Source organism: Umezawaea sp., assembly GCF_057122925.1.
The window spans coordinates 11,836-30,975 of sequence record NZ_DBNGPQ010000094.1 but is presented as its reverse complement, the minus strand read 5'-3'; the positions used below and the strand labels follow the sequence as shown (position 1 = coordinate 30,975).

Sequence of the window (19,140 nt, the reverse complement as noted above, 5' to 3'; positions counted from 1 at the left end):
GGTGCCCCGGCTGCTCCACGCGGGCAGCGCGGCCCACCGCCACGGCGGGCTCACCGACCCCGGCACCCGCTTGGTCCCGTTCCCGACGGGCTCGACGTCGCGGGCCCCGCGCCCCGGCGGCACCCTCGGGCGGACCGGCCGCCCACCCCGCGACGTCGAGCGAGGTCCTGCTCCGGTTCCGCCTGCGTCCGTTGCCGAACCACCACCTGATCATCGCCTCACGCGGACACCGGCCCAGCACGGTGGGGCCATGCGAAGCACCACCCTGCTGGCCGCCACCGCGCTGGCCTTCTCCGTCCTGGGCGCGACGCCCGCGCTCGCCGTCGTCGGCGGCACCGGGTCGACCGCGGCGTACCCGTTCGCCGGGTCCTTCCAGCCCTCCTACCCCGAACCACCGAGGCCGGACGGGCACGGCTGCGGCGTGCAGGTCCTCGCGCCGCGGTGGGTCCTGACCGCGAGCCACTGCGCCGGCAAGAACCCCACGAACGCCAGGACGGGCGTCCCGCGCGGCTGGAAGGTCCGCGTCGGGTCGCTCGACACCACCTCGGGCGGCGAGGTCGCCGAGGTCGACCACTACTACCGGCTGGCCACCAGCCGCGACGAGGGCGGCTTCTGGGGCAGGGACGTCGCGCTGCTGCACCTGCGCACCCCGGTCAGGGCCGAGCCCGTGCGGATCGCCTCGACCACCCCGGCGGACGGCACGCCCGCGCGCATCCTGGGCTGGGGCATGACCTGCGAGGACAGCACGAACCCCGACTGCTTCCCCACCAGGCTGCACGAGGCGGACACCGCGGTTCAGCCGATCTCGACGTGCACGGCAGCGGCGCCCGTCGGCGAGCTGTGCGTCGGCAGCCGGGACGGCCGCGTCGGCGCGCGGAACATGGATTCCGGCGGGCCCGCGCTGGTCCGCGAGGGCGACGACCGGGTCCTGGCCGGGGTGGTCAGCGGGCCGAGCGGCGACGGCGAGCCCGTGCTGTACACCGACGTCACGAGGCACACCGACTGGATCGACGGCATCATCTCCGGCACGGACGTGCCGCCGGACGACGTGATCCCGGACGTGGAGGGCTCGGTCGGCCTGGACGGCTGCGTCGGCTCGGTGGTCCGCCCGCCGGGCGCGGCGGCGTGGAACGGCGCGCTGCTGCTCACCAACGGCCACTGCGTCCAGGGCGACCGGCCCGCGCCGGGCAGCGCGCTGGTCGACCTGCCCGCCGCCCGCGAGGTCTCCATCGCCGACGCGCAGGGCTACCCGCGGGCCACCGCCCGCGCGACCCGCCTGGTGTACGCCACGATGACCGGCACCGACGTCGCGCTCTACCGGCTGGACAAGAGCTACGCGCGGCTGGCGGCCGAGGGCGCGAAGGTCTTCCGCCTCACGTCCGGGCCGGTGCGCGCGGGTGATCCGCTGACCCTGGTGCACGCGAGCGGCCGTTCGACCTGCACGGCCGAGGCCGTCGTCGACCGCCTGCGGGAGGGCGCGCACGAGATGGCGGGCTCGATCCGCTACGCCACCGACGCGGACTGCGCCCCGTCACAGGGCTGGTCGGGGTCGCCGCTGCTGGCCGCCGACGGCGTCACCGTGGTGGGCGTGCACAACACCCACAACACCGCGGGCGAGGCGTGCACCGACGACAACCCCTGCGAGGTCGCGCCGGACGGGACGACCACGGCGGTGCGGGGCCGCGCCTACGGCCAGCAGGTCGACCGGATCGCACCCTGCCTCGGTCGCGGGACGCGGCTGGACCTGCACCGGCCGCACTGCGCGCTGACCAAGCCCTGAACCCCGTTCGCCCGCCCCGGATCCGGGGCGGGCGAACGGCGTCGGCTCAGCGGCGGGCCGTGACCGCCTCGACGGCCGCCATGATCTCGGCGGCCCACCGGGACGCGGTGGAGTCGTCGTACAGGTCCGTCGAGTACTCGACGTCGAGCGCGAGGACGTCCCCGTCCAGGGTGAACACCACGTACAGCTCGGTGCGGGCCAGCCCTGGGACGACCTGCCCCCGGATGCGGCCGGTGGCCCCGCCGAGCCGCACGTCGACCGGCGGTTCGGCCACCACCGTGAAGAGCACCGCGGGGTACGGGTCGTCCGCCTCGTGCGGGATGGCCGCCCGGACCACCTCGCTCAGCGGGAGGGCCTGGTGGTCGAGAGCCGCGTACAGGCGCTCCGCGAGGTCGTCACCGGGCCTGGTCCTGACCAGCACCGCTTCCCCGACGTAGCCGATCATCGTCTCGTGCTCGGACCGGGTCCGGCGCGAGCTGGACACGGCCAGGACGACGTCCGGCTGACCCGACCTGGCCGCCAGCCAGTCGGCGAACCCCCGCGCGATGACCACGTGGGGTGTCGTGCCCGCCCCGGCCGCCGCCGAGCGGAGGTCCGCGGCGGACGCCGAGGTGCGCACGGTCGCGCCCGCACCCGACAGCACGGCGGGACGGGGGCGGTCGGTCGGCAGCGGGGAACGCAGGGTCGCCCCCGCGAGTTCGGTGCGCCAGAACGACTCCAGCGCCCGCCGGTCGCGCAGCGCCTCCTGTTCCGCCCTCGCGTGGTCGGGGTACTGCGCGGACGGCGGCGGCAGCTCCGCCCCGGCGTAGAGCGCGCTCAGCTCGTTCCAGAACACCGAGGCGGACCAGCCGTCGAAGACCATGTGGTGCACCACGACGGCCAGCACCCACCGGCGTTCGCCGATCCGGGCCAGTCCCACCCGCCACAGCGGTGCCGTGCCCAGGTCGAACGCCCGCTCGGCCAGGTCGAGGCACCAGCGGTCGACGTCGGCCTCGGCCAGCTCGGTCACCGCGAGGTCCACCGGGAACGGCCGGAGCACCTCCTGCCGGTCGTCGCGGATCCTCGTGCGGAGGGCCGAGTGGCGGCGGGTCAGCTCGTCGAGCGCTCCGCGCAGCAGTGCCGGGTCCAGGTCTCCCCCGATGTCCACCCTGGACAGACCGGCGTAGATCGCGGGGTTGGCGTGCGCGTGGTGGCGACGCCGCAACCGCCGCTGGGCGGACGTGAGCGGCGCCGTCCCCTCCACGTCGAGCCTGGCGGCCATCCCGCGGATGGTGGGGTCGCGGAAGAACTCCGTCATGGAGCACTCGGCCCCCACCCGGTCCCTGACCCGGTTGAGCAGCCGGACGACCGTCAGCGAGTGGCCGCCCAGCTCGAAGAAGGACTCGTCCAGACCGATCTCCCGCCGGTCCAGCTCCGCGCACCACAGCTCGTGCAGCACCCGCTCCGCGGGCGTGGTGGGCGCCGACTCCCGCGCCTCCCCCGTGCCGGGTGGCGGCAGCTCGGCCTCGTCCAGCTTCCCGTTGGCGGTCACCGGCAACCGGTCCACCAGCACCCACCGGCGGGGCACCAGGTAGGACGGCAGCCGCTCGCCGAGCAGGTCGGTGAGCGCCGCCGGGTCGGCGTCGCCCGCGACGTACGCCACCAGTTCCCCGTCCCGGACGAGCACCGCCGCCTCCCGGACGCCCGGCAGCCCCGACAGGACGTGCCGGACCTCGGCCGGTTCGATCCGCAGCCCCCTGATCTTGACCTGCTCGTCGACGCGGCCGTGGAACTCCAGCGTCCCGCCTGCCCGCCACCGGGCGAGGTCGCCGGTGCGGTACCGACCGGGGGCGACGAACGCGGCGGCGGTCTCCTCGGGCCGCCGGAGGTAGCCGTCGGCGACGCACACACCGCCGAGCTGGATCTCCCCGATGGCGCCCACCGGCACCGGTCGGCCCCGCGCGTCCACCAGCTCGACGCGGACGCCCTGGACGGGCCTGCCGATCGGCGGGTGCGTCTCGCTCGGGTCGACCCGGCACGTCGTGACCCCGATCGACGCCTCGGTGGGGCCGTAGAAGTTGTGCAGCGCGCAGTCGGGGTGCCCCGCGAGGAAGTCCCGGACCGCGTCCGAGACGACGAGCGCCTCGCCCGCCGACACGACCTCCCTGAGCGACGGCAGCACCGGGCGGGTCTCCAGCAGGTGCCGCAGGGCCGTGAACGGCATGGTGAACCGCTCCACGCCGTGCTGGCGGACCACGTCGGCGACGGCCGCCGGGTCGTACCGGGTCTCGTCGGGCATGAGCACGAGCGCGGCACCGGACGCGAGGGTCGTGAAGACCTCGTACACGCTGCCGTCGAAGGCCGGTGACGCCCACTGGAGGGTGCGCGTCGGCGGGCGCTCGGCCAGGTGCCAGCGGACCAGGTTCACCGGTCCGCGGTGCGGAACCAGCACGCCCTTCGGCCGCCCGGTCGACCCCGAGGTGTACAGGCAGTAGGCCAGGTCGTCCGGCCCGACCCCGCGGTCGGGGCGTTCGGCGCTCGGGTCGACGTCCTCGACGAGCAGCGACGGCGGTCCCTCGACCACCGGTCGCCCGCGATCGGTCACGACCAGGGCCACGGCGGCGTCGTCGGCCATGAACCGCAGGCGCCGCGGCGGGAGCGACGGGTCGAGCGGCACGAACGCGGCCCCCGCCTTGAGCACGCCGAGGACCGCGGCGACCAGCGCCCGTCCCCTGGGCAGGTGGACACCGACCAGGTCGCCCCGCCCGACGCCGGAGGCGATCAGCCGGTGCGCGATCCCGTTGGCGCGCTCGTCCAGCTCGCGGTAGGTCAGCTCCCCGTCGTGACCCGTCAGCGCGACCGCGTCCGGGACGCGGTCGGCCTGCGCCTCCACCACCTGGTGCAGGCACAGCGGGGAGTCCTCGACCTCGGCGCCCTGCCAGGACTCCAGCAGCAGCCGGTCGCCCTCCACCAGTCCGTCCAGTTCGGACAGTCGGACGCCCTCCACCGCCAACCGCACCACGTGGTCGAAGTACGCCAGCAGCCGGTCGACGGTGGCGCGGTCGAACAGGTCCGTGTCGAACTCGACGATGCAGCCCACGCCGTCGGCGCGCCGGGTCAGGTACAGGACCAGGTCCAGCGGCGCCCGCTCGCTCGGCAGGTCCACCAGCGTCGCGGCCACGTTCGGCGGCGCGAACTCCACCGAACCCTCGTGCTCGTACTCCACCGCGACCTGGAACAGCGGGTTGCGGTGGGGGTCGCGGCGCGGGTTCAGCTCGCGGACGAGCTGGTCGAACGGCACACCGCGGTGTTCGTAGGACTCCATCGTGGACAGGCTCAGCGCACGCGCGAACTCGGCGAACCCCTGGTCGCCGGACAGGTCGAGCCGCAGCGGCACGGTGTCCACGAACATGCCGACGGTGTCCTGGGCACCCGGTGGCCGCCCGGCCACCCCGGTGCCGAGCACGAAGTCGTCCTGGCCGCTGAACCGGGACAGCACCACGGCGAACGCGCCCAGCAGGACCGTGAACACCGTCGCGCGCTGCTCCTGGCCGAACCGCCGCACCCGCTCGGTCAGCTCCGCGTCCAGCTCGTGGACCGCGCTCGCCCCCGCGCCCGTCCGCACGGCCGGCCGGGGCCGGTCGGTGGGCAGCCGCAGCTCCGGGGCGTCGCGGAGCAGGTCGGACCAGTACCGGAGGTCCGCCTCGGGATCGGTGGCCCCGCCGACCTCGGGCACGGCGACGACCGGCAGGACCGGTTGCCGCGGCCACGCGCGGTAGTGCGCGGCCAGTTCGCGCGTCACCACCACCGTGGACGGCGAGTCGAAGACGATGTGGTGCGCCACCAGGAACAGGACGTGGTGGTCGGCGGCGAACCGCAGCAGGGTCGCGCGCAGCAGCGGGCCCTCGGCCAGGTCGAACACCTCGCGCCCGGTCGTCCGCAGGACCTCGTCGAGCGCCTCGGCCTGGTCCGCGCCCGCGACGTCCACCACCGGGACGTCCACGTCGACCCGGTCCAGCACGACGGCCCTCGGCTCACCGTCGACCTCGCGGAAGACCGTCCGCAGCGCGGGCTGCCGCTCGACGACGCGCCGCAGCGCGCCGCGCAGGGCGTCCGGGTCGAGCACGCCGTCGAACCTGATCGCCTTCGGCTCGTTGTACGTGCTGGTGCCGGGGTGCAGCCGCTCCAGGAACCAGATGCGCCGCTCGGCGGCCGAGAGCGCCCGGTCGCCGCCGCTGTACCGGCGGCGGAGGGCGTCGAGCGCGGGCAGCCCCGCGAGCACCCGGTCGGCGGGGACGCCGAAGTCGACGAACGACGCGATCTCGTCGACCCCGGCGGCGAGCAGGCCCGCCATCACCTTCTCGGAGCTGTCCAGCGTCCCGATCAGCGCCCGCGACTCGCAGTAGCGCTGGTACGCCTGCTCCAGCAGGAAGTCGACGTCCTCCGGTGCCGTGTTGTCCAGGTCGATCCGCACGCCGAGGCTGTTGGTGACCTGGCCGAACAACGACAGCGACGAGCGCAGGTAGCCGCAGAACGGCTCGAACGCCTCGGCGCGCACGGCGTCCAGGTCGTCGCCCAGGTAGGTGTGCACCAGCACGACCACCCGTCCGGCGGCCGGGTCCAGCCCCGCCTCCTCGCGCGTTCGCCGGTACAGCGCGATGTTCGCCGCCAGCTCCTCGACGGTCTGCGACATCAGGTTGGTCACGACGCCGAGCCCCTCGGTCGCGGCGCGGCGGTAGCTGTCCGGGTTGCCGACCACGGCGATGGACATCGGCGGTCGCGGCTGCACCGGGCCGGGGTAGAGCCGAACGTCGACCGGGTCGCCGTCGCCGCCGGTGACCTCGACGCTCTCACCGGACCACAGCCGCCGCACGGTGTCCAGGCGCGTGTACACCTCCTCGCGGTGCCTGCCGTAGTTCTCCGGGGCGAGCGCGAAGTCCCTGGAGTGCCAGCCGCTGGCGAAGCACAGCCCGATCCGGCCGCCGGACAGGTTGTCGACGACGGACCACTCCTCCGCCACCCGGATGGGGTGGTGCAGGGGCAGCACGACGGACCCGGCGTGCAGCCTGATCCGGCTGGTCCGCCCGGCCAGCGCCGCCGCGAGCACCGACGGGTTCGGGAACAGCGAACCGAAGGAGTGGAAGTGCCGCTCCGGCAACCACACCGCGTGGAAGTCGTGGTCGTCGGCGAACACCGCCGCGTCCGTGATGAGCCGGTACTTGTCGTGACCCGCCTGGTCCGGGTAGTCGCCGAAGAAGTAGAGGCTGAAGTCGACCGCGGCACCGCTTGCCGGGTAGGGCGCGTCGTACGGGCCGAGCGGGGACGTCGGCCGCGGTTCCGGTCGCGTTTCCGGTCGCGGTTCCGGTCGCGGGCGTTCGGGGAGCGGCGGCGCCGACGTCGGCCCGTCGCCGCCGAGGAACTCCAGCTGGCGCGCCATCAGGGTCGTGACCTGGTCCACCATGTGCCGGGCGAGGTCGAGCTGCTGGTCGACGACGGACCGCGCCCCCTCGTGCCGCTCCGGCTCGACCACGACCGGTGCGGGTGGTGGGGGCGGTGCGGGCGGTTCGACCGCCGCCACCGGCGTGCGCGGCCCGAGCAGGGCGGCGAGCTTGCGCGGTGTGTCGGTGCCCTCGAAGAGGTCGCGCATCGGCACGCGGACGCCGAACCCCTGGTCGAGTTCGCGGACCATGGCCATCAGCACCAGCGAGTCGGCGCCCATCTCCAGGAACGACCGGTCCTGGTCGACGGTGGCCGGGTCGGTCCCCAGGTGCCGCGCGGTGAGCGCGCGGACCGCGTCCGCGGTGCCGCCGTCGGCGCTGGGGGCGGGCTTCACGTCGGGGCGTGCCACCGGCCTCCGTTCGAGCGGGTAGCCCGGCAGCGGGACCCGCCCGCCGGGGGCGAGCGCGGTCCAGTCCACGTCCGCGCCGCCGCGGTAGGCCTCCGCGACCGCGAGCGGCAGGGCGTCCGGGGTGCCCTGGCTCGGTGCCCACCGGCTGCCGGGCGACGTGCGCCTGCCCAGGCGGGTGAGCACGTCGCCGGGGCCGATCTCGACGACCAGCGCCGCGTCGCCCACCCGTGCCAGCGCCAGGTCGAACCGGACCGGCAGGCGGGCGTGCCTGCCGAGGTGATCGGCATCCACAGTGGACAGAATGGTCCCGTCCAGGCCGTTGACCACGGGGATGCGCGGCGGTCGCAGGTCGACCTTCTCGGCGTGCCTGCGGTACTCGGGCAGGACGGGGTCCAGCAGGGCCGAGTGGAACGCCCGGTCGACGTCCAGCACCCGCCACGACACCTGCCGCCGCTCCAGCAGGGCCTTCGCCCGCTCGATCGCCGGGAGGTCGCCCGAGAGCACCTGGGACAGGGGCCCGTTGACCGCGGCCAGTTCGGTCCCGCTGTCCCGCGCGACCTCCCGCGCCACGGCGGGTTCGGTGGCGACCGCGATCATCGCTCCGGGTTCGGTGGACTGCATCAGCTCACCGCGGACCGAGGTCAGCCGCACACCGTCCTCGAAGGACAGGACGCCTGCCGCGTGCAGCGCGGCCAGTTCCCCCGCGCTGTGGCCGAGGACGGTGTCCGGCCGCACGCCGAACGACCGCCACAGCTCGACCAGCGCGGCCTGGTACACGAACAGCCGCGGCTGGAGCAGGGGGCCGGTGTAGGCGTCGAGCAGGGGCGCGGTCACGGGGAACTCGCGGCGCAGCCGCTCGGCGCTCTCGGCCACCGGGCCGCCCTGCCCGCTGAACGCGAACACCAGCGGCCCGCCGCCACCCGCCCGCGGGGTCTCCGACAGCGCCCGCACCAGGTCGGCGGTGGTCCGTCCCACGACCGCGGCCCGGAGCGGCAGGTGCCGCCTGCCCAGCGCCATCGTCGTCGCCACGTCGGCCGCCGCCAGGTCCGGGTGCGCCACCAGGTGGGCCCGCAGCCGTTCCGCGGTCTCGGCCAGCGCCCGCGGGTCGCGCGCGGACAGCGGCACCACGACCGCCCCGCCGGTGTCCGGCGTCGGGCGAACGGGCGGCGCCTCCTCCAGGACGACGTGCGCGTTGGTGCCGCCCACGCCGAGCGCGCTGACCCCCGCGCGGCGGGGTGTGCCGTCGGTGGTCCACGGTCGGCGCTCGGTGGCGAGCACGAACGGGCTGCCGTCGAGCCGCAGCGCGGGGTTGGGGCGGCTGAGGTTGATGGTCGGCACCAGTTCCCGGTGCTCCAGCATCAGCACGGTCTTGATCAGCCCGGCCATGCCCGCGCAGCTGTCGAGGTGGCCGATGTTCGGCTTCACCGACCCGAGCGCGCAGGACCCGGTGCGGGCGGAGGCGAAGGCCTGCGACAGGGCCTCGAACTCGATGGGGTCGCCGACCGGCGTCCCGGTGCCGTGGGCCTCGACGTAGGACACGGTGCCCGCGTCGACCCCGGCCCGCGCCAGCGCCTGCCGGATCACGGCGGCCTGGCCGGACACGCTGGGCGCGGTGAACCCGGCCTTCGCCGTGCCGTCGTTGTTCACGGCCGTTCCCAGGATCACGGCGTGCACGGTGTCCCCGTCTGCGAGGGCCCGGTCGAGCCTCTTGAGCAGCACGGCCGCCACGCCGTTGCCGCCCACCGTGCCGTCCGCGTCGGCGTCGAAGGTCCGGCAGCGCCCGGTCGGGGACAGGATCGAGCCGGGGAAGTGCCGGTACCCCGAGTCCTGGGGGGTCCGCACGGCCGCGGCGCCCGCCAGCGCCAGGTCGGCGTCGCCGCTCAGCAGCGCCTGCACCGCCAGGTGCACGGCCACCAGCGACGTCGAGCACGCGGTCTGCACCCCGATCGCGGGCCCGGTGAGCCCCAGCCGGTAGGCGACCCTGGTGGCCAGGAAGTCGGGCTCGCCCCCGATGGTCGCCTGCATGGCGCTGGGCACGTCGGCGACCGCGGTCGCCTCCGGGTCCATCCGGTCCTGGTGGCCGTAGAGGTTCATGCCGGTACCGGCGTACACGCCGATCCGGGTGCCGGGGCGCGCCGGTCCGGCGTACCCGCCGTGCTCCAACGCCTGGTGGGCGCACTCCAGGAACAGCCGGTGCGCGGCCTCGGTGAACGCGGCCTCGCGCGGGCTCACGCCGAAGAAGTCCGCGTCGAACGAGTCCACGTCCGCCAGGACACCACCCACCGGCACGACCGCCGGGTCCGCGGCGGGGCCGAACACCCGGACGCTGTCCACCCCGTCGCGGAGGTTGGCCCAGAACCGGTCGACGTCGGGCGCGTCGGGGAAGCGGGCCGCCATCCCGACGATGGCGATCCGGTTGTCCGGCCCGCCGTCCGCCGGTAGCGCGGGCGGGCGCGGAGCGGGTTCGACGTCCTCGGACAGGCGCCCGACCAGGTGCGCCGTCAGAGCCGCGACGGTCGGGTGCTCGAACACCGCCGTCGTCGCGACCGGTGTGCCGAGCCGCTCCTCCACGCGCTTGCGCAGCTGGAGGAGGTGCACCGACGTCAACCCCAGCTCGTAGAACGGCGTGTGCGGATCCGCGTCCGCACCGACGGCGTCGCGGACGACCGCCGCCACGTCAACCGAACGCGGAGCGGACTCCACCTCTTCCGGCACACGCCCGGCCGGGTCCGCCACCACAGCCGCGACGGTCGACTGCTCCACCACCACCGCCGACGCGACCGGCGCACCCACCCGCTCCTCCGCACCGACGGCGTCGGGGACGTCCGGCCGGTCGCGCAGCGCGGCTCGGCGCACCTTGCCGCTGGGTGTGCGGGGGAACTCGCCCGCCGGGACGGCGACCACGCGCGCCGCGGTCAGCCGCAGCCTGGTGAACACGGCTTCCCTGATCCGCCTGCCGACCTCGTCCGGGTCGGGTGCCACGGCCTCGAAGAACACGACCAGGTCGTCGGTCCCGGTGCTCGGGTTCGGGATCCCGCGGGCGCCGACCCCGCCCACCGGCACGCCGTCGACCGCGCCCGCCACCTCCTCGACCTCGTGAGCGGGCACGTTCTGTCCGTTGAGGACGATCACGTCCTGCTCCCGGCCGGTGATCACCAGCTCGCCGTCGACCAGGAACGCCAGGTCGCCGGTGCGCAGCCACGTCCCGTCCGGCAGCGCGGCCCCGGTCGCCGCGGCGTTGTTGGCGTACCCGGCGGTCACCCGGTTCGAGCGCACCTGGAGCGCGCCGATCCAGCGCTCGGGCAGCACCTCCCCCTCCGCGTCCACCACCCGGAGCGCGGCACCGGGCGCGGGCCGCCCGACCGCGACGAACGCGGTGCCGTCCGGGTCGTCGGGCTCGACCCACCGCAGCTCGCCGCGCAGGCTGGACCTGGCCACGTGCCGGACGCTGCCGGGAGAGGTCCAGCGCCCCAGCGTGATCGCGGTCGTGGTCTCCGCCATGCCCCACACCGGCATGAGCGCCTCGGGCCGCACGCCGAACGCCGCCGTGGCGTCCAGGAACCGCCGCACGACGGGCACGAGGACCTGCTCACCGCCGCAGAACAGGGTCCGGATCGCCGAGAGGTCCCAGGACCGGTCCGGCGCGCGGGCCAGCTCGTCGGCCACGAGCTGGAGGCCGAACGTGGGCGACCAGCAGTGGTTGACCCGGTGTTCGGCCAGCTCGTCCAGCCAGGACAGGGGATCCGCCACCACGGACCCGGTCGGCAGGTGCACGTTGGTGCACCCCGTGAACACCGGGAGCACGTGGTAGAGCAGGAAAGCGCCGCTGTGGTCGACCGGCAGCCAGTTCAGGGTGACGTCGCCGGGCCGCAGGTCCATCTCCCGCCGGGTGCCCGCGGCGAACTCCGCCAGCGCGCGGTGGGTCAGCCGGGCCGCCTTCGGCGTTCCGGTGCTCCCCGAGGACAGGATCAGCAGCGCCACGTCGGTCTCGTCCGGTCGGTGCAGGTCGGCCGCGGGCGGACCGTCCTCCCACCGCGCGATGTCGACGCCCGGTGGTCCGCCGAGCCTGCGCAGCGCCGCCGCGCCCGCCGCGTCGGTGAGAACCAGCGGCTCGTCGAGCAGGCGCCACGTGCCGCGCACGCGGTCGAGCGCCGCTCCGCTCGACGCGGGTTCGGTGATGGCGACCGGCACGACGCCGCCGAGCACGCACGCCCAGAAGGCGGGGAAGAAGTCCTCGGGCGGCAGACCGTGCAGGACGACGTGGTGGCCCGCCTCCAGTCCAGCCTCCCGCAGGCCGGTCAGCAGCCGCCTGGCCCGTGCCAGCAGCCGCGCGTAGGTCAGCAGCCCGCCGGGGGTTCGGACTCCCGAACCCGGAAACCCCTCGGCAGCCCGCACAAGAGCCTCGACCGCGTCGCGCGGGTCGTCGTCGGTCAGCTCCAGAGGGGCGCCGTGGCTCAGCGCGCGCGGTGGGTTCGTCCTCAATGGTTTGTCCCTTGGGTGCGGTTCGAGTCGAGTGCAGAACGGTTGCCGCGCAGGGTGAACAGCAGCAGGAACGCCGCGGCGGCGACGCAGGTGGCACCGTGGAGCAGCCCGACCGCCACCGGTACCGGCAGCGCCCCCAGCAGGAAACCGGCGGCCACCGTCCCGGCGGCGAAACCGGCGGCCTCCACGCTCGCGGACAACCCGAACAACCTACCGCGCTGGTGCTCGGGCATGGCCTGGAACCGTGAGACGTAACAGATCTCGGTGAACCCGTCGGCCAGGCCGGCGACGGCCGCGGCGACGACCACGACCGGTGTCGGCACCCCGGTGAACGCGACGACGAACGACACGGACATCAGGCAGGTTCCCACCGCGAACGCCCGCTCGGACGGCGGTGCACCGCGGCGCTTGACCCACCGGGTCACCAGGGGGTGGGCGCAGAGGGTGCCGACCGCCCACGCGGTCATGAAGTAGCTCATGAACGCCACCGCGCCGTTCTGCTCGGCGTACAGCGGAAGCGCCACGTTGTGCGACGCGGAGCCGAGCGCGTCGGCCGCGCGCAGCACCAGCAGGCAGACGACGACCCAGCCCAGCGCGAACCGGTGCCGCAGGGCGGGCGGGGTCGTGTCGGCGGAGGTGACCTCCCTGGCCCGCCGGGGCAGCAGGGCCACCGCCGCGGCGCAGCAGAGGAACGACGCGGCGGTGATGGCGAACGCGGCCTGGAAGCCGCCGACCGGGATGATCGTGCCCGCCGACGCCAGGCCCAGCACGGTGGCCACGGCCCGGCCCGTCACCAGGTAGCCGTTGGCCCGCGTCCTGTTCTCCTGGCCCACCAGGTCCGGGACGGCGCTGCGGAGCGCGACGGTGAACACCGTGTTCCCCGCGCCGAGGACCACGCACGCCACCACGAGGGCGGGAATGCCCGGCCACAGCAGCAAGGCGACCACGGCCGCGGCCCGCGCGAGGTCGGCGCCGATCATCAGCCACCGGTCCGCCCGCCCCGCCAGCCGCCCGGCGGGCACTCCGCTGACGAACCCGGACAGCACCCGCAGAGCCAGGGCCGCACCGGTGCCGAGCGCGCTGTCGGTGAGCTGGAAGGTGAACAGGCTCAGGACGATCAGGTTGAGGTAGGTGCCGAAGACCGACAGCGAGTAGGCGGTGGTGAAGAAGACGAACGAGCGCACCGTCCTACCCCGGTGCCGTCTCGGGACATCGCGGGGTCTGGTCACCAGGTAGCACGACGGGTCTCTTCACCTGCGTTCCGGTCCGGGCGGCGGGGTGGTGGGGACGGGCCGGGCCCGCCCCCACCGCCGTCACACCGCGCGCTTCTTGCCCCACACCAGGGTGTGCAGCCTGGTGGTGAGGTTCCAACCCCGGTCGACGACCTCGTCGGCCAGGTTCTCCATGTGCTTGCCGATCTCGTCGCCGCTCTGCCCCTCCGGCATGATCCACACCGACGTGATGGCGAAGCGGTCGACCAGTCCGGCGACCTCGTCGAGGTCGTCGGTGTCCCGGCAGACGAACTTGAACATCGTCTCAGGTGTCGTCGCCAGGCTCGTCAGCGACGCCGGGATGATCCGGCGCGCCTCCGGGTCGCCCGAGTGCGCGAGCTTCGGCGAGACGTTGAAGCGGACGCCCGCGTCGACCAGCTCGGGCGCGGGCGCGTGGGTGCCGTTCGTCTCGATCTCGATCTCGACCCCGTTGCGCACGAGGATGTCGATCAGCGGCACGAGCCGCGCCTGCTGGCCCAGCGGCTCTCCGCCGGAGATGACCACCATGTCGACCCCGAAGGCCAGCAGCTCCTCCGCGACCGAGGCGACCGTCCTGCGGTGCAGCTCCACCTTGGGGTCGTACTTCACCCCGCTCGCGCTCACGCCCTGCCAGTCCCAGGTGTACGGGGTGTCGCACCAGTGGCACGACAGGTTGCACCCGCCGAGCCGCAGGAACGCGCACCTGCGCCCCATCGACCGTCCTTCGCCCTGGACCGTGGGGCCGAAGATCTCGTTGACCACGAGTTCCGGTTCCACAAGGCACCACCTCCTCGTGTGTCGTGACTCCGAGCGCTCGCCCGGTGGTCGGCTGGAACTTCCCTACTCGGCGTACTCGGTGGGGTCCTTGACCCCGAGCTCGTCGAATGCCCCGCGCCGTTCGGCGCAGGCCGCGCACACCCCGCAGTGCAGCTCCTCGCCGCGGAAGCAGGTCCACGTCTGCTCCCACGGCACCCCGAGCTCCTCGCCCAGAGACACCACGCCGGTCTTGTGCAGCTCGATCAGCGGCGCGAGCAGGTCGAGTTCGGGACGCGCGGTGGCCACCTTCTCCATGGCCAGGAACCGCGTGAGGAACTCCGGCGAGGTGTCGGAGGGACCCACGTCGTCGGCCATGACGCCGAACGCGACGGCGTCGGCCTCCTCCACGACCGCCAGCGCGAACGCCACCGACAGCAGCAGCGCGTTGCGGTTGGGCACGATGTTCGGGTTGCGGGTGGTCGGCGTGCCGAACTTCGGCACCTCGACCGTCCGGTCGGTCAGCGACGAGCCGCGGAAGACGCTCTTCACCGCGCTCAGGTCGGCCTGCTCGTAGGGGAACCCGAGCCGGTCGGCCGCCGCGCGCGCGAACGCCAGCTCCTTGTCGTGGCGCTGCCCGTAGTCGATGGACAGCACGTGCAGGGTGTGGCCCCGCTCGGCCAGGTGGTGCGCCATGACGACGGAGTCGATCCCGCCGGACACCACTGCGATGATCTTGCTCAAGGGAACGTTCCCCGTCCGGTCAGGAGGTGGGTTCGATCACGACGCCGAGCTTCGCGAGGACCGCGTGGCGGGCCACCGCGGTGGGCATCCCCGCGCCGCCGCCGATCGGCTCGGCCAGCGGCTCCACCACGGTCTCCGGGTCGGTCTCGAAGAAGAACACCAGCGACAGCAGCTCCTCGTCGGGTGCGGTGGGGCTGGGGGCCAGCACGCGGTGCTTGAGCGCCCTCCAGCGGCCGTCGGTCCACTGCTCCATGAGGTCGCCGAGGTTGACGATCAGCGAGTCGGGGCCGTAGGGCGGCGCGAACCAGTCGTCCTCCTCGTTCCACGCCTGGAGCCCGCCGACGCCGAGCTGGCGGCTCAGGACGGTGAACGTGCCGAGGTCGGTGTGCGGGCCGTTGCGGAGCTGGCCGCTGGCGACCCCGCCGACGGCGTTGAGCGACGGGTACCAGCTCGCGTTCTGCGTCCAGGTCGACTTGGTGGCGCGGGAGGTGAAGTAGTCCTCCGGCAGCCCCAGCACCGAGGCCAGCAGCCGGTTGACGCCCTCGGCGACCCGCACCATGTGGCCGGTGTAGGCCTCGGCCGCGGCCCTCAGCTCGGGCATCTCCTCGGGCCAGCGGTTGGCCGGGTAGTAGATCCGGTCCAGGTCAGGGCTGCCGGTGCTGTGGGTCGGGCTGGCGTAGAAGGACTCGTGCAGGTCGGGCGCGCTCGGCGCCTCCTCGCCCTCCTCCCTCGGCACGCCGACGCCACCGCCGGGGTGCATCTCCAGCCAGCCGCTGTCGTAGGCGGCCTCGATGGCGTAGCGGGCCTTGACCTCGCGCGGCAGGGCGAAGAACTCCTTGGCCCGTGCGCGGAACTCGTCGATCACCTCGCGCGGCACCCCGTGCCCGTCGAGCAGGAACATGCCCGTGCTCCGCAGTGCCGCGTCCAGCTCGGCCGCGACGTGCTCTCGCTTGTCGGCGGAGGCGGTCAGCCACTGCTCCAGGTCGACGGACGGGACGGTCGTCTTCACAGCTGCTCTCCTCAATGACGTGACCGCGTGAGAACGGAGCTCACGCTGGTCCGGATGATGCGCAGTCCTTCGTCGATCTCGTCGTCGCTCGTGGTCAGCGGCGGCAGCAGCTTCACCACGTCGTCGTGCGCGCCGGAGGTCTCGACCAGCAGGCCGTCGCGGAACGCCGCGGCGCACACCTCGCTCGCCGCGCCGGGTTCGGGCAGCCGCAGTCCCACGGCCAGTCCCCTGCCCCGCACCTGGAGGCCCGCGCCGCGGTGGGCGGCCACGACGTCCTCCAGCGCCGCCGTGACGCGGTCGCCCCTGGCCCTGGTGGACTTCTCCAGGACGTCGTCGCTCCAGTAGGTCCGCAGCGCCTGCGCGCCGGTCACGAACGCCGGGCTGACGCCCCGGAACGTGCCGTTGTGCACGCCGGGCTGCCAGACGTCGAGGTCGCGGCGGATGAGCGTGAGCGCCAGCGGCAGGCCGTAGCCGCCGATGGACTTCGACAGGCACACGATGTCCGGCACGATCCCGGCGTCCTCGAAGCTGAAGAACGCGCCGGTGCGCCCGCAGCCCATCTGCACGTCGTCGACGATCACCAGCACCCCGTGCCTGCGGCACAGGTCGGCCAGGTCGCGCAGCCACTCGGCGCGCGCGGTCCCCAGGCCGCCCTCGCCCTGCACGGTCTCGACGACCACGGCGGCGGGGCGGTCCAGCCCGCTGCCCGCGTCGGACAGCAGCCGCTCCAGGTAGCGGGAGTCCGGCAGCGCGCCGTCGAGGTACCCGTCGTAGGGCATCGGGGTCGTGTGCGCCAGCGGCACGCCCGCCGCGGCGCGCTTGGTCGCGTTGCCGCTGACCGCCAGCGCGCCCAACGTCATGCCGTGGAAGGAGTTGGTGAAGCTGACGACCTGGTGGCGGCCCGTCACCTCGCGGGCGAGCTTGAGCGCCGCCTCGACCGCGTTGGCCCCGCCGGGACCGGGGAAGACGACCTTGTAGTCGAGTGCGCGCGGTCGCAGCACGACGTCGTCGAGGGTCTGGAGGAAGTCGCGCTTGGCCACGGTGAACATGTCCAGCGCGTGCGAGACGCCGTCCCTGCTGATGTAGTCGAGCAGGGCGTCCTTCAGCACCGGGTTGTTGTGGCCGTAGTTGAGCGCTCCGGCCCCGGCGAAGAAGTCCAGGTAGGGCTTGCCGTCCTCCGAGTAGAGCGTGCTGCCCTCGGCGCGGTCGAACACGACGGGCCAAACCCGGCTGTAGCTCCGCACCTCGGACTCGAGGTCTTCGAAGATGGTCATGTCACGATCCGTTCTGCGCTGGGTGGCGCGCGTCAGGAGCGGCTCGGGCTCGCCGGTTTCCGGACGTGCAGCAGGAACCAGTGCCTGCCGAGGCGGACACCGCGGTCGGAGGAAGCCGCTGCGACGTAGCGGGAGAACAGCTCGCCGTCGGCTTCCGAGTCGTAGTCCTCGAAGATCGGGACCATGTGCAGGAACGTGTCGAGTTCGCCCGCGTCGAGGAAGAACTCCTCGTAGGTGAAGTTCTGCTCGCGCGCGGTCGTGAAGCCCGCGGCCTCCAGTTCGGCGCGCGCCTGCGTGGCCTGGGGCACGTCGTCCCACCGGCCGTGGAGCTGCCCCCGGCCGAAGACCTCCTTCAGCTCGCGCACGTCCTGCTCGCCGATCCCCAGGTACACCAGGGAACCGCCGGGCTTGAGCACGCGCAGGTACTCCCGCGTGAACAGCGGGCCGCGGCGGGAGGTGACCACGTCGAACGACTCGTCGGGGTAGCCGGTCGCCGAGGCGTCCCTCAGCTCGAACTCGACGTGGCGCAGACCGGAGCCCGCGCGGTGCCTCACTGCTGAGTCGAGCATCTCCCGCGCCATGTCGATGGCGTGGACCCGCCCGAACTCGGGGGCGATCCGCAGCAGGTTGCGGCCGTCGGCGCAGCCGACGTCCAGCAGTGCCGCGTCCGGGTGGCCGTGGCGCGTCGTGATCTCGTCGAAGGCGTCCTCCGGGTCGCCGTCCGGGAAGACCTCGGTGCGCTTGGCCCCGCTGGAGTAACCCCCGAACCTGTCCGCGACCTTCGAGTAGAACTCCGAGTTCATCGTTGCCCCTCCGGGTGGGTGCCGGTCGGCCTGGCACGGGCCGCCAGCACGAGGACGGTCGCGGCCGCGCCCGCGACCGGTGACAGGAACAGGAAGGCCGGTGCTCCGTGCGCGCCCGCGAGCGCCGCTCCCGCGGCGCTGCCGACGGCGAAGCCGACCATGGTGACGCTGGTGGCCCAGCCCTGCACGACGCCGTCGGCGCCGGTCGGGGTCAGCTCGCCGAGCGCGCCGTAGAAGCGGGCGAACGTCGTGCCGATGGCCAGTCCCGCGAGCGGGCACGCGGCCAGCACGGCGATCGGCGACACCAGCATCGCCAGACCCAGCACGCACGCCCCGGCGGCGAAGCACGCGAGCAGCGCGGGCAGCTTCACCGACACCAGCGTCGAGGACGCCCCGAGCGCGAGCGCGCCGACGATGCTGCCGATGGACATGCAGGCCAGGAACCAACCGCTGTAGCCGGTCACGCCCTGCTGCTGGGCGTGGATGGGCAGAGCGATCTCGATCGCGGACAGCGCGGCGGCGAAGAGGAACAGCGCCCCGAACGCGGCGAACAGCGACCGGGACGCCCACCGGGGCGCCGAACTGGGCGGCGTGGACGTCGGGGCGCTCCCGCCGCCGGGCGCCGCGAGCAGCAGCACCGCGACCGCGGTGAGCACCCCGATGGCGATGAAGGGCACCTCCGGGCGCGCGGACACGCTCAGCCAGGTGGCCAGCACCGGGCCGGTGATGAGCGTGGCGTCCATCAGCGCGGACTCCATCGCGTTGCCCGACGGCCTGCCGCGCAGCCGGTCGGTCGCCGTCCAGTGGGAGCGCAGCAGGATGCCCGCAGGCGGCACGAACAGCCCCGCCGCGCACGCCGCCAGCAGCACGACGGCGAACGGCAGCCGCTGCGACGCGCCGACGACCAGCCCGGCGACGCCGAGCAGGTAGCCGAGCAGGCACAGCAGCAGCACCACGCGGCCCGACCGACCGGTGACCAGCCTGCCGCGCAGCGGACTGGTCACCGCGGTCGCGACCAGCATCACCCCCGCCGCGCTGCCCGCCGCCCCGTAGGAGTAGCGGGGCGACAGCAGCAGCACCGCGCTGACGGGGAACATGCTGTACGGGATCTTCGACAGCAGGCTCACGACCGCGAGCCGCCGGTCGACCGGTGTGGACAGCACGTCCCGGTAGGTCTCCACGAAGCCGAACGACCTCGTGCCGCGCGTCTGGGTCATG

General features: G+C 74.0%; 9 protein-coding genes. 1 reads left to right on the top strand and 8 read right to left on the bottom strand.

The genetic code is table 11. The features are described from left to right. The first annotated feature begins 250 nt into the window (after positions 1–250). Entirely contained in the window at positions 251–1,780 is a 1,530-nt protein-coding gene (locus AC156L_RS21440) for a trypsin-like serine protease (RefSeq protein WP_484407199.1), read from the top strand. A gap of 46 nt (positions 1,781–1,826) precedes the next feature. Here AC156L_RS21440 and AC156L_RS21435 read toward each other — a convergent pair whose 3' ends face one another. The 8 genes from AC156L_RS21435 to AC156L_RS21400 form a co-directional block, all read right to left on the bottom strand. Beyond that, positions 1,827–12,089: an amino acid adenylation domain-containing protein gene (locus AC156L_RS21435; RefSeq protein WP_484407197.1), complete on the bottom strand. Its 10,263-nt coding sequence runs from the start codon at positions 12,087–12,089 to the stop codon at positions 1,827–1,829. After that, positions 12,086–13,273 carry an MFS transporter gene (locus tag AC156L_RS21430; RefSeq protein WP_330878954.1) on the bottom strand — a complete coding sequence of 396 codons (1,188 nt, stop codon included), beginning with the start codon at positions 13,271–13,273 and terminating at the stop codon, positions 12,086–12,088. Before AC156L_RS21430 ends, AC156L_RS21435 begins: the two co-directional genes overlap by 4 nt. 129 nt (positions 13,274–13,402) lie before the next feature. Then, positions 13,403–14,116, bottom strand: coding sequence for a 7-carboxy-7-deazaguanine synthase QueE (locus AC156L_RS21425; RefSeq protein WP_330878955.1), 714 nt, complete (start codon positions 14,114–14,116; stop codon positions 13,403–13,405). A 63-nt stretch (positions 14,117–14,179) separates the two neighbouring features. Continuing rightward, positions 14,180–14,836 carry a 7-cyano-7-deazaguanine synthase gene (locus AC156L_RS21420; protein WP_330878956.1) on the bottom strand — a complete coding sequence of 219 codons (657 nt, stop codon included), beginning with the start codon at positions 14,834–14,836 and terminating at the stop codon, positions 14,180–14,182. A 19-nt stretch (positions 14,837–14,855) separates the two neighbouring features. Continuing rightward, the gene (locus AC156L_RS21415) at positions 14,856–15,845 is read right to left on the bottom strand and encodes an isopenicillin N synthase family dioxygenase (RefSeq protein WP_330878957.1); all 990 of its coding nucleotides are present in this window, start codon (positions 15,843–15,845) and stop codon (positions 14,856–14,858) included. Positions 15,846–15,856: 11 nt separating this feature from the next. After that, positions 15,857–17,119: a diaminobutyrate--2-oxoglutarate transaminase gene (gene ectB, locus AC156L_RS21410; RefSeq protein ID WP_330878958.1), complete on the bottom strand. Its 1,263-nt coding sequence runs from the start codon at positions 17,117–17,119 to the stop codon at positions 15,857–15,859. A 32-nt stretch (positions 17,120–17,151) separates the two neighbouring features. Next, positions 17,152–17,922: a class I SAM-dependent methyltransferase gene (locus AC156L_RS21405; protein WP_330878959.1), complete on the bottom strand. Its 771-nt coding sequence runs from the start codon at positions 17,920–17,922 to the stop codon at positions 17,152–17,154. Further along, positions 17,919–19,139: an MFS transporter gene (locus AC156L_RS21400; protein ID WP_330878960.1), complete on the bottom strand. Its 1,221-nt coding sequence runs from the start codon at positions 19,137–19,139 to the stop codon at positions 17,919–17,921. The genes AC156L_RS21405 and AC156L_RS21400 overlap by 4 nt, the downstream gene beginning before the upstream one ends. Position 19,140 lies beyond the last annotated feature (1 nt).

Bases quoted from the DNA above. Each gene is read 5' to 3' on its own strand.
- AC156L_RS21440 (WP_484407199.1), top strand. From the start codon at position 251: ATGCGAAGCACCACCCTGCTGGCCGCCACCGCGCTGGCCTTCTCCGTC.
- ectB (WP_330878958.1), bottom strand. From the start codon at position 17,119: ATGACCATCTTCGAAGACCTCGAGTCCGAGGTGCGGAGCTACAGCCGG.
- AC156L_RS21405 (WP_330878959.1), bottom strand. From the start codon at position 17,922: ATGAACTCGGAGTTCTACTCGAAGGTCGCGGACAGGTTCGGGGGTTAC.
- AC156L_RS21400 (WP_330878960.1), bottom strand. From the start codon at position 19,139: ATGACCCAGACGCGCGGCACGAGGTCGTTCGGCTTCGTGGAGACCTAC.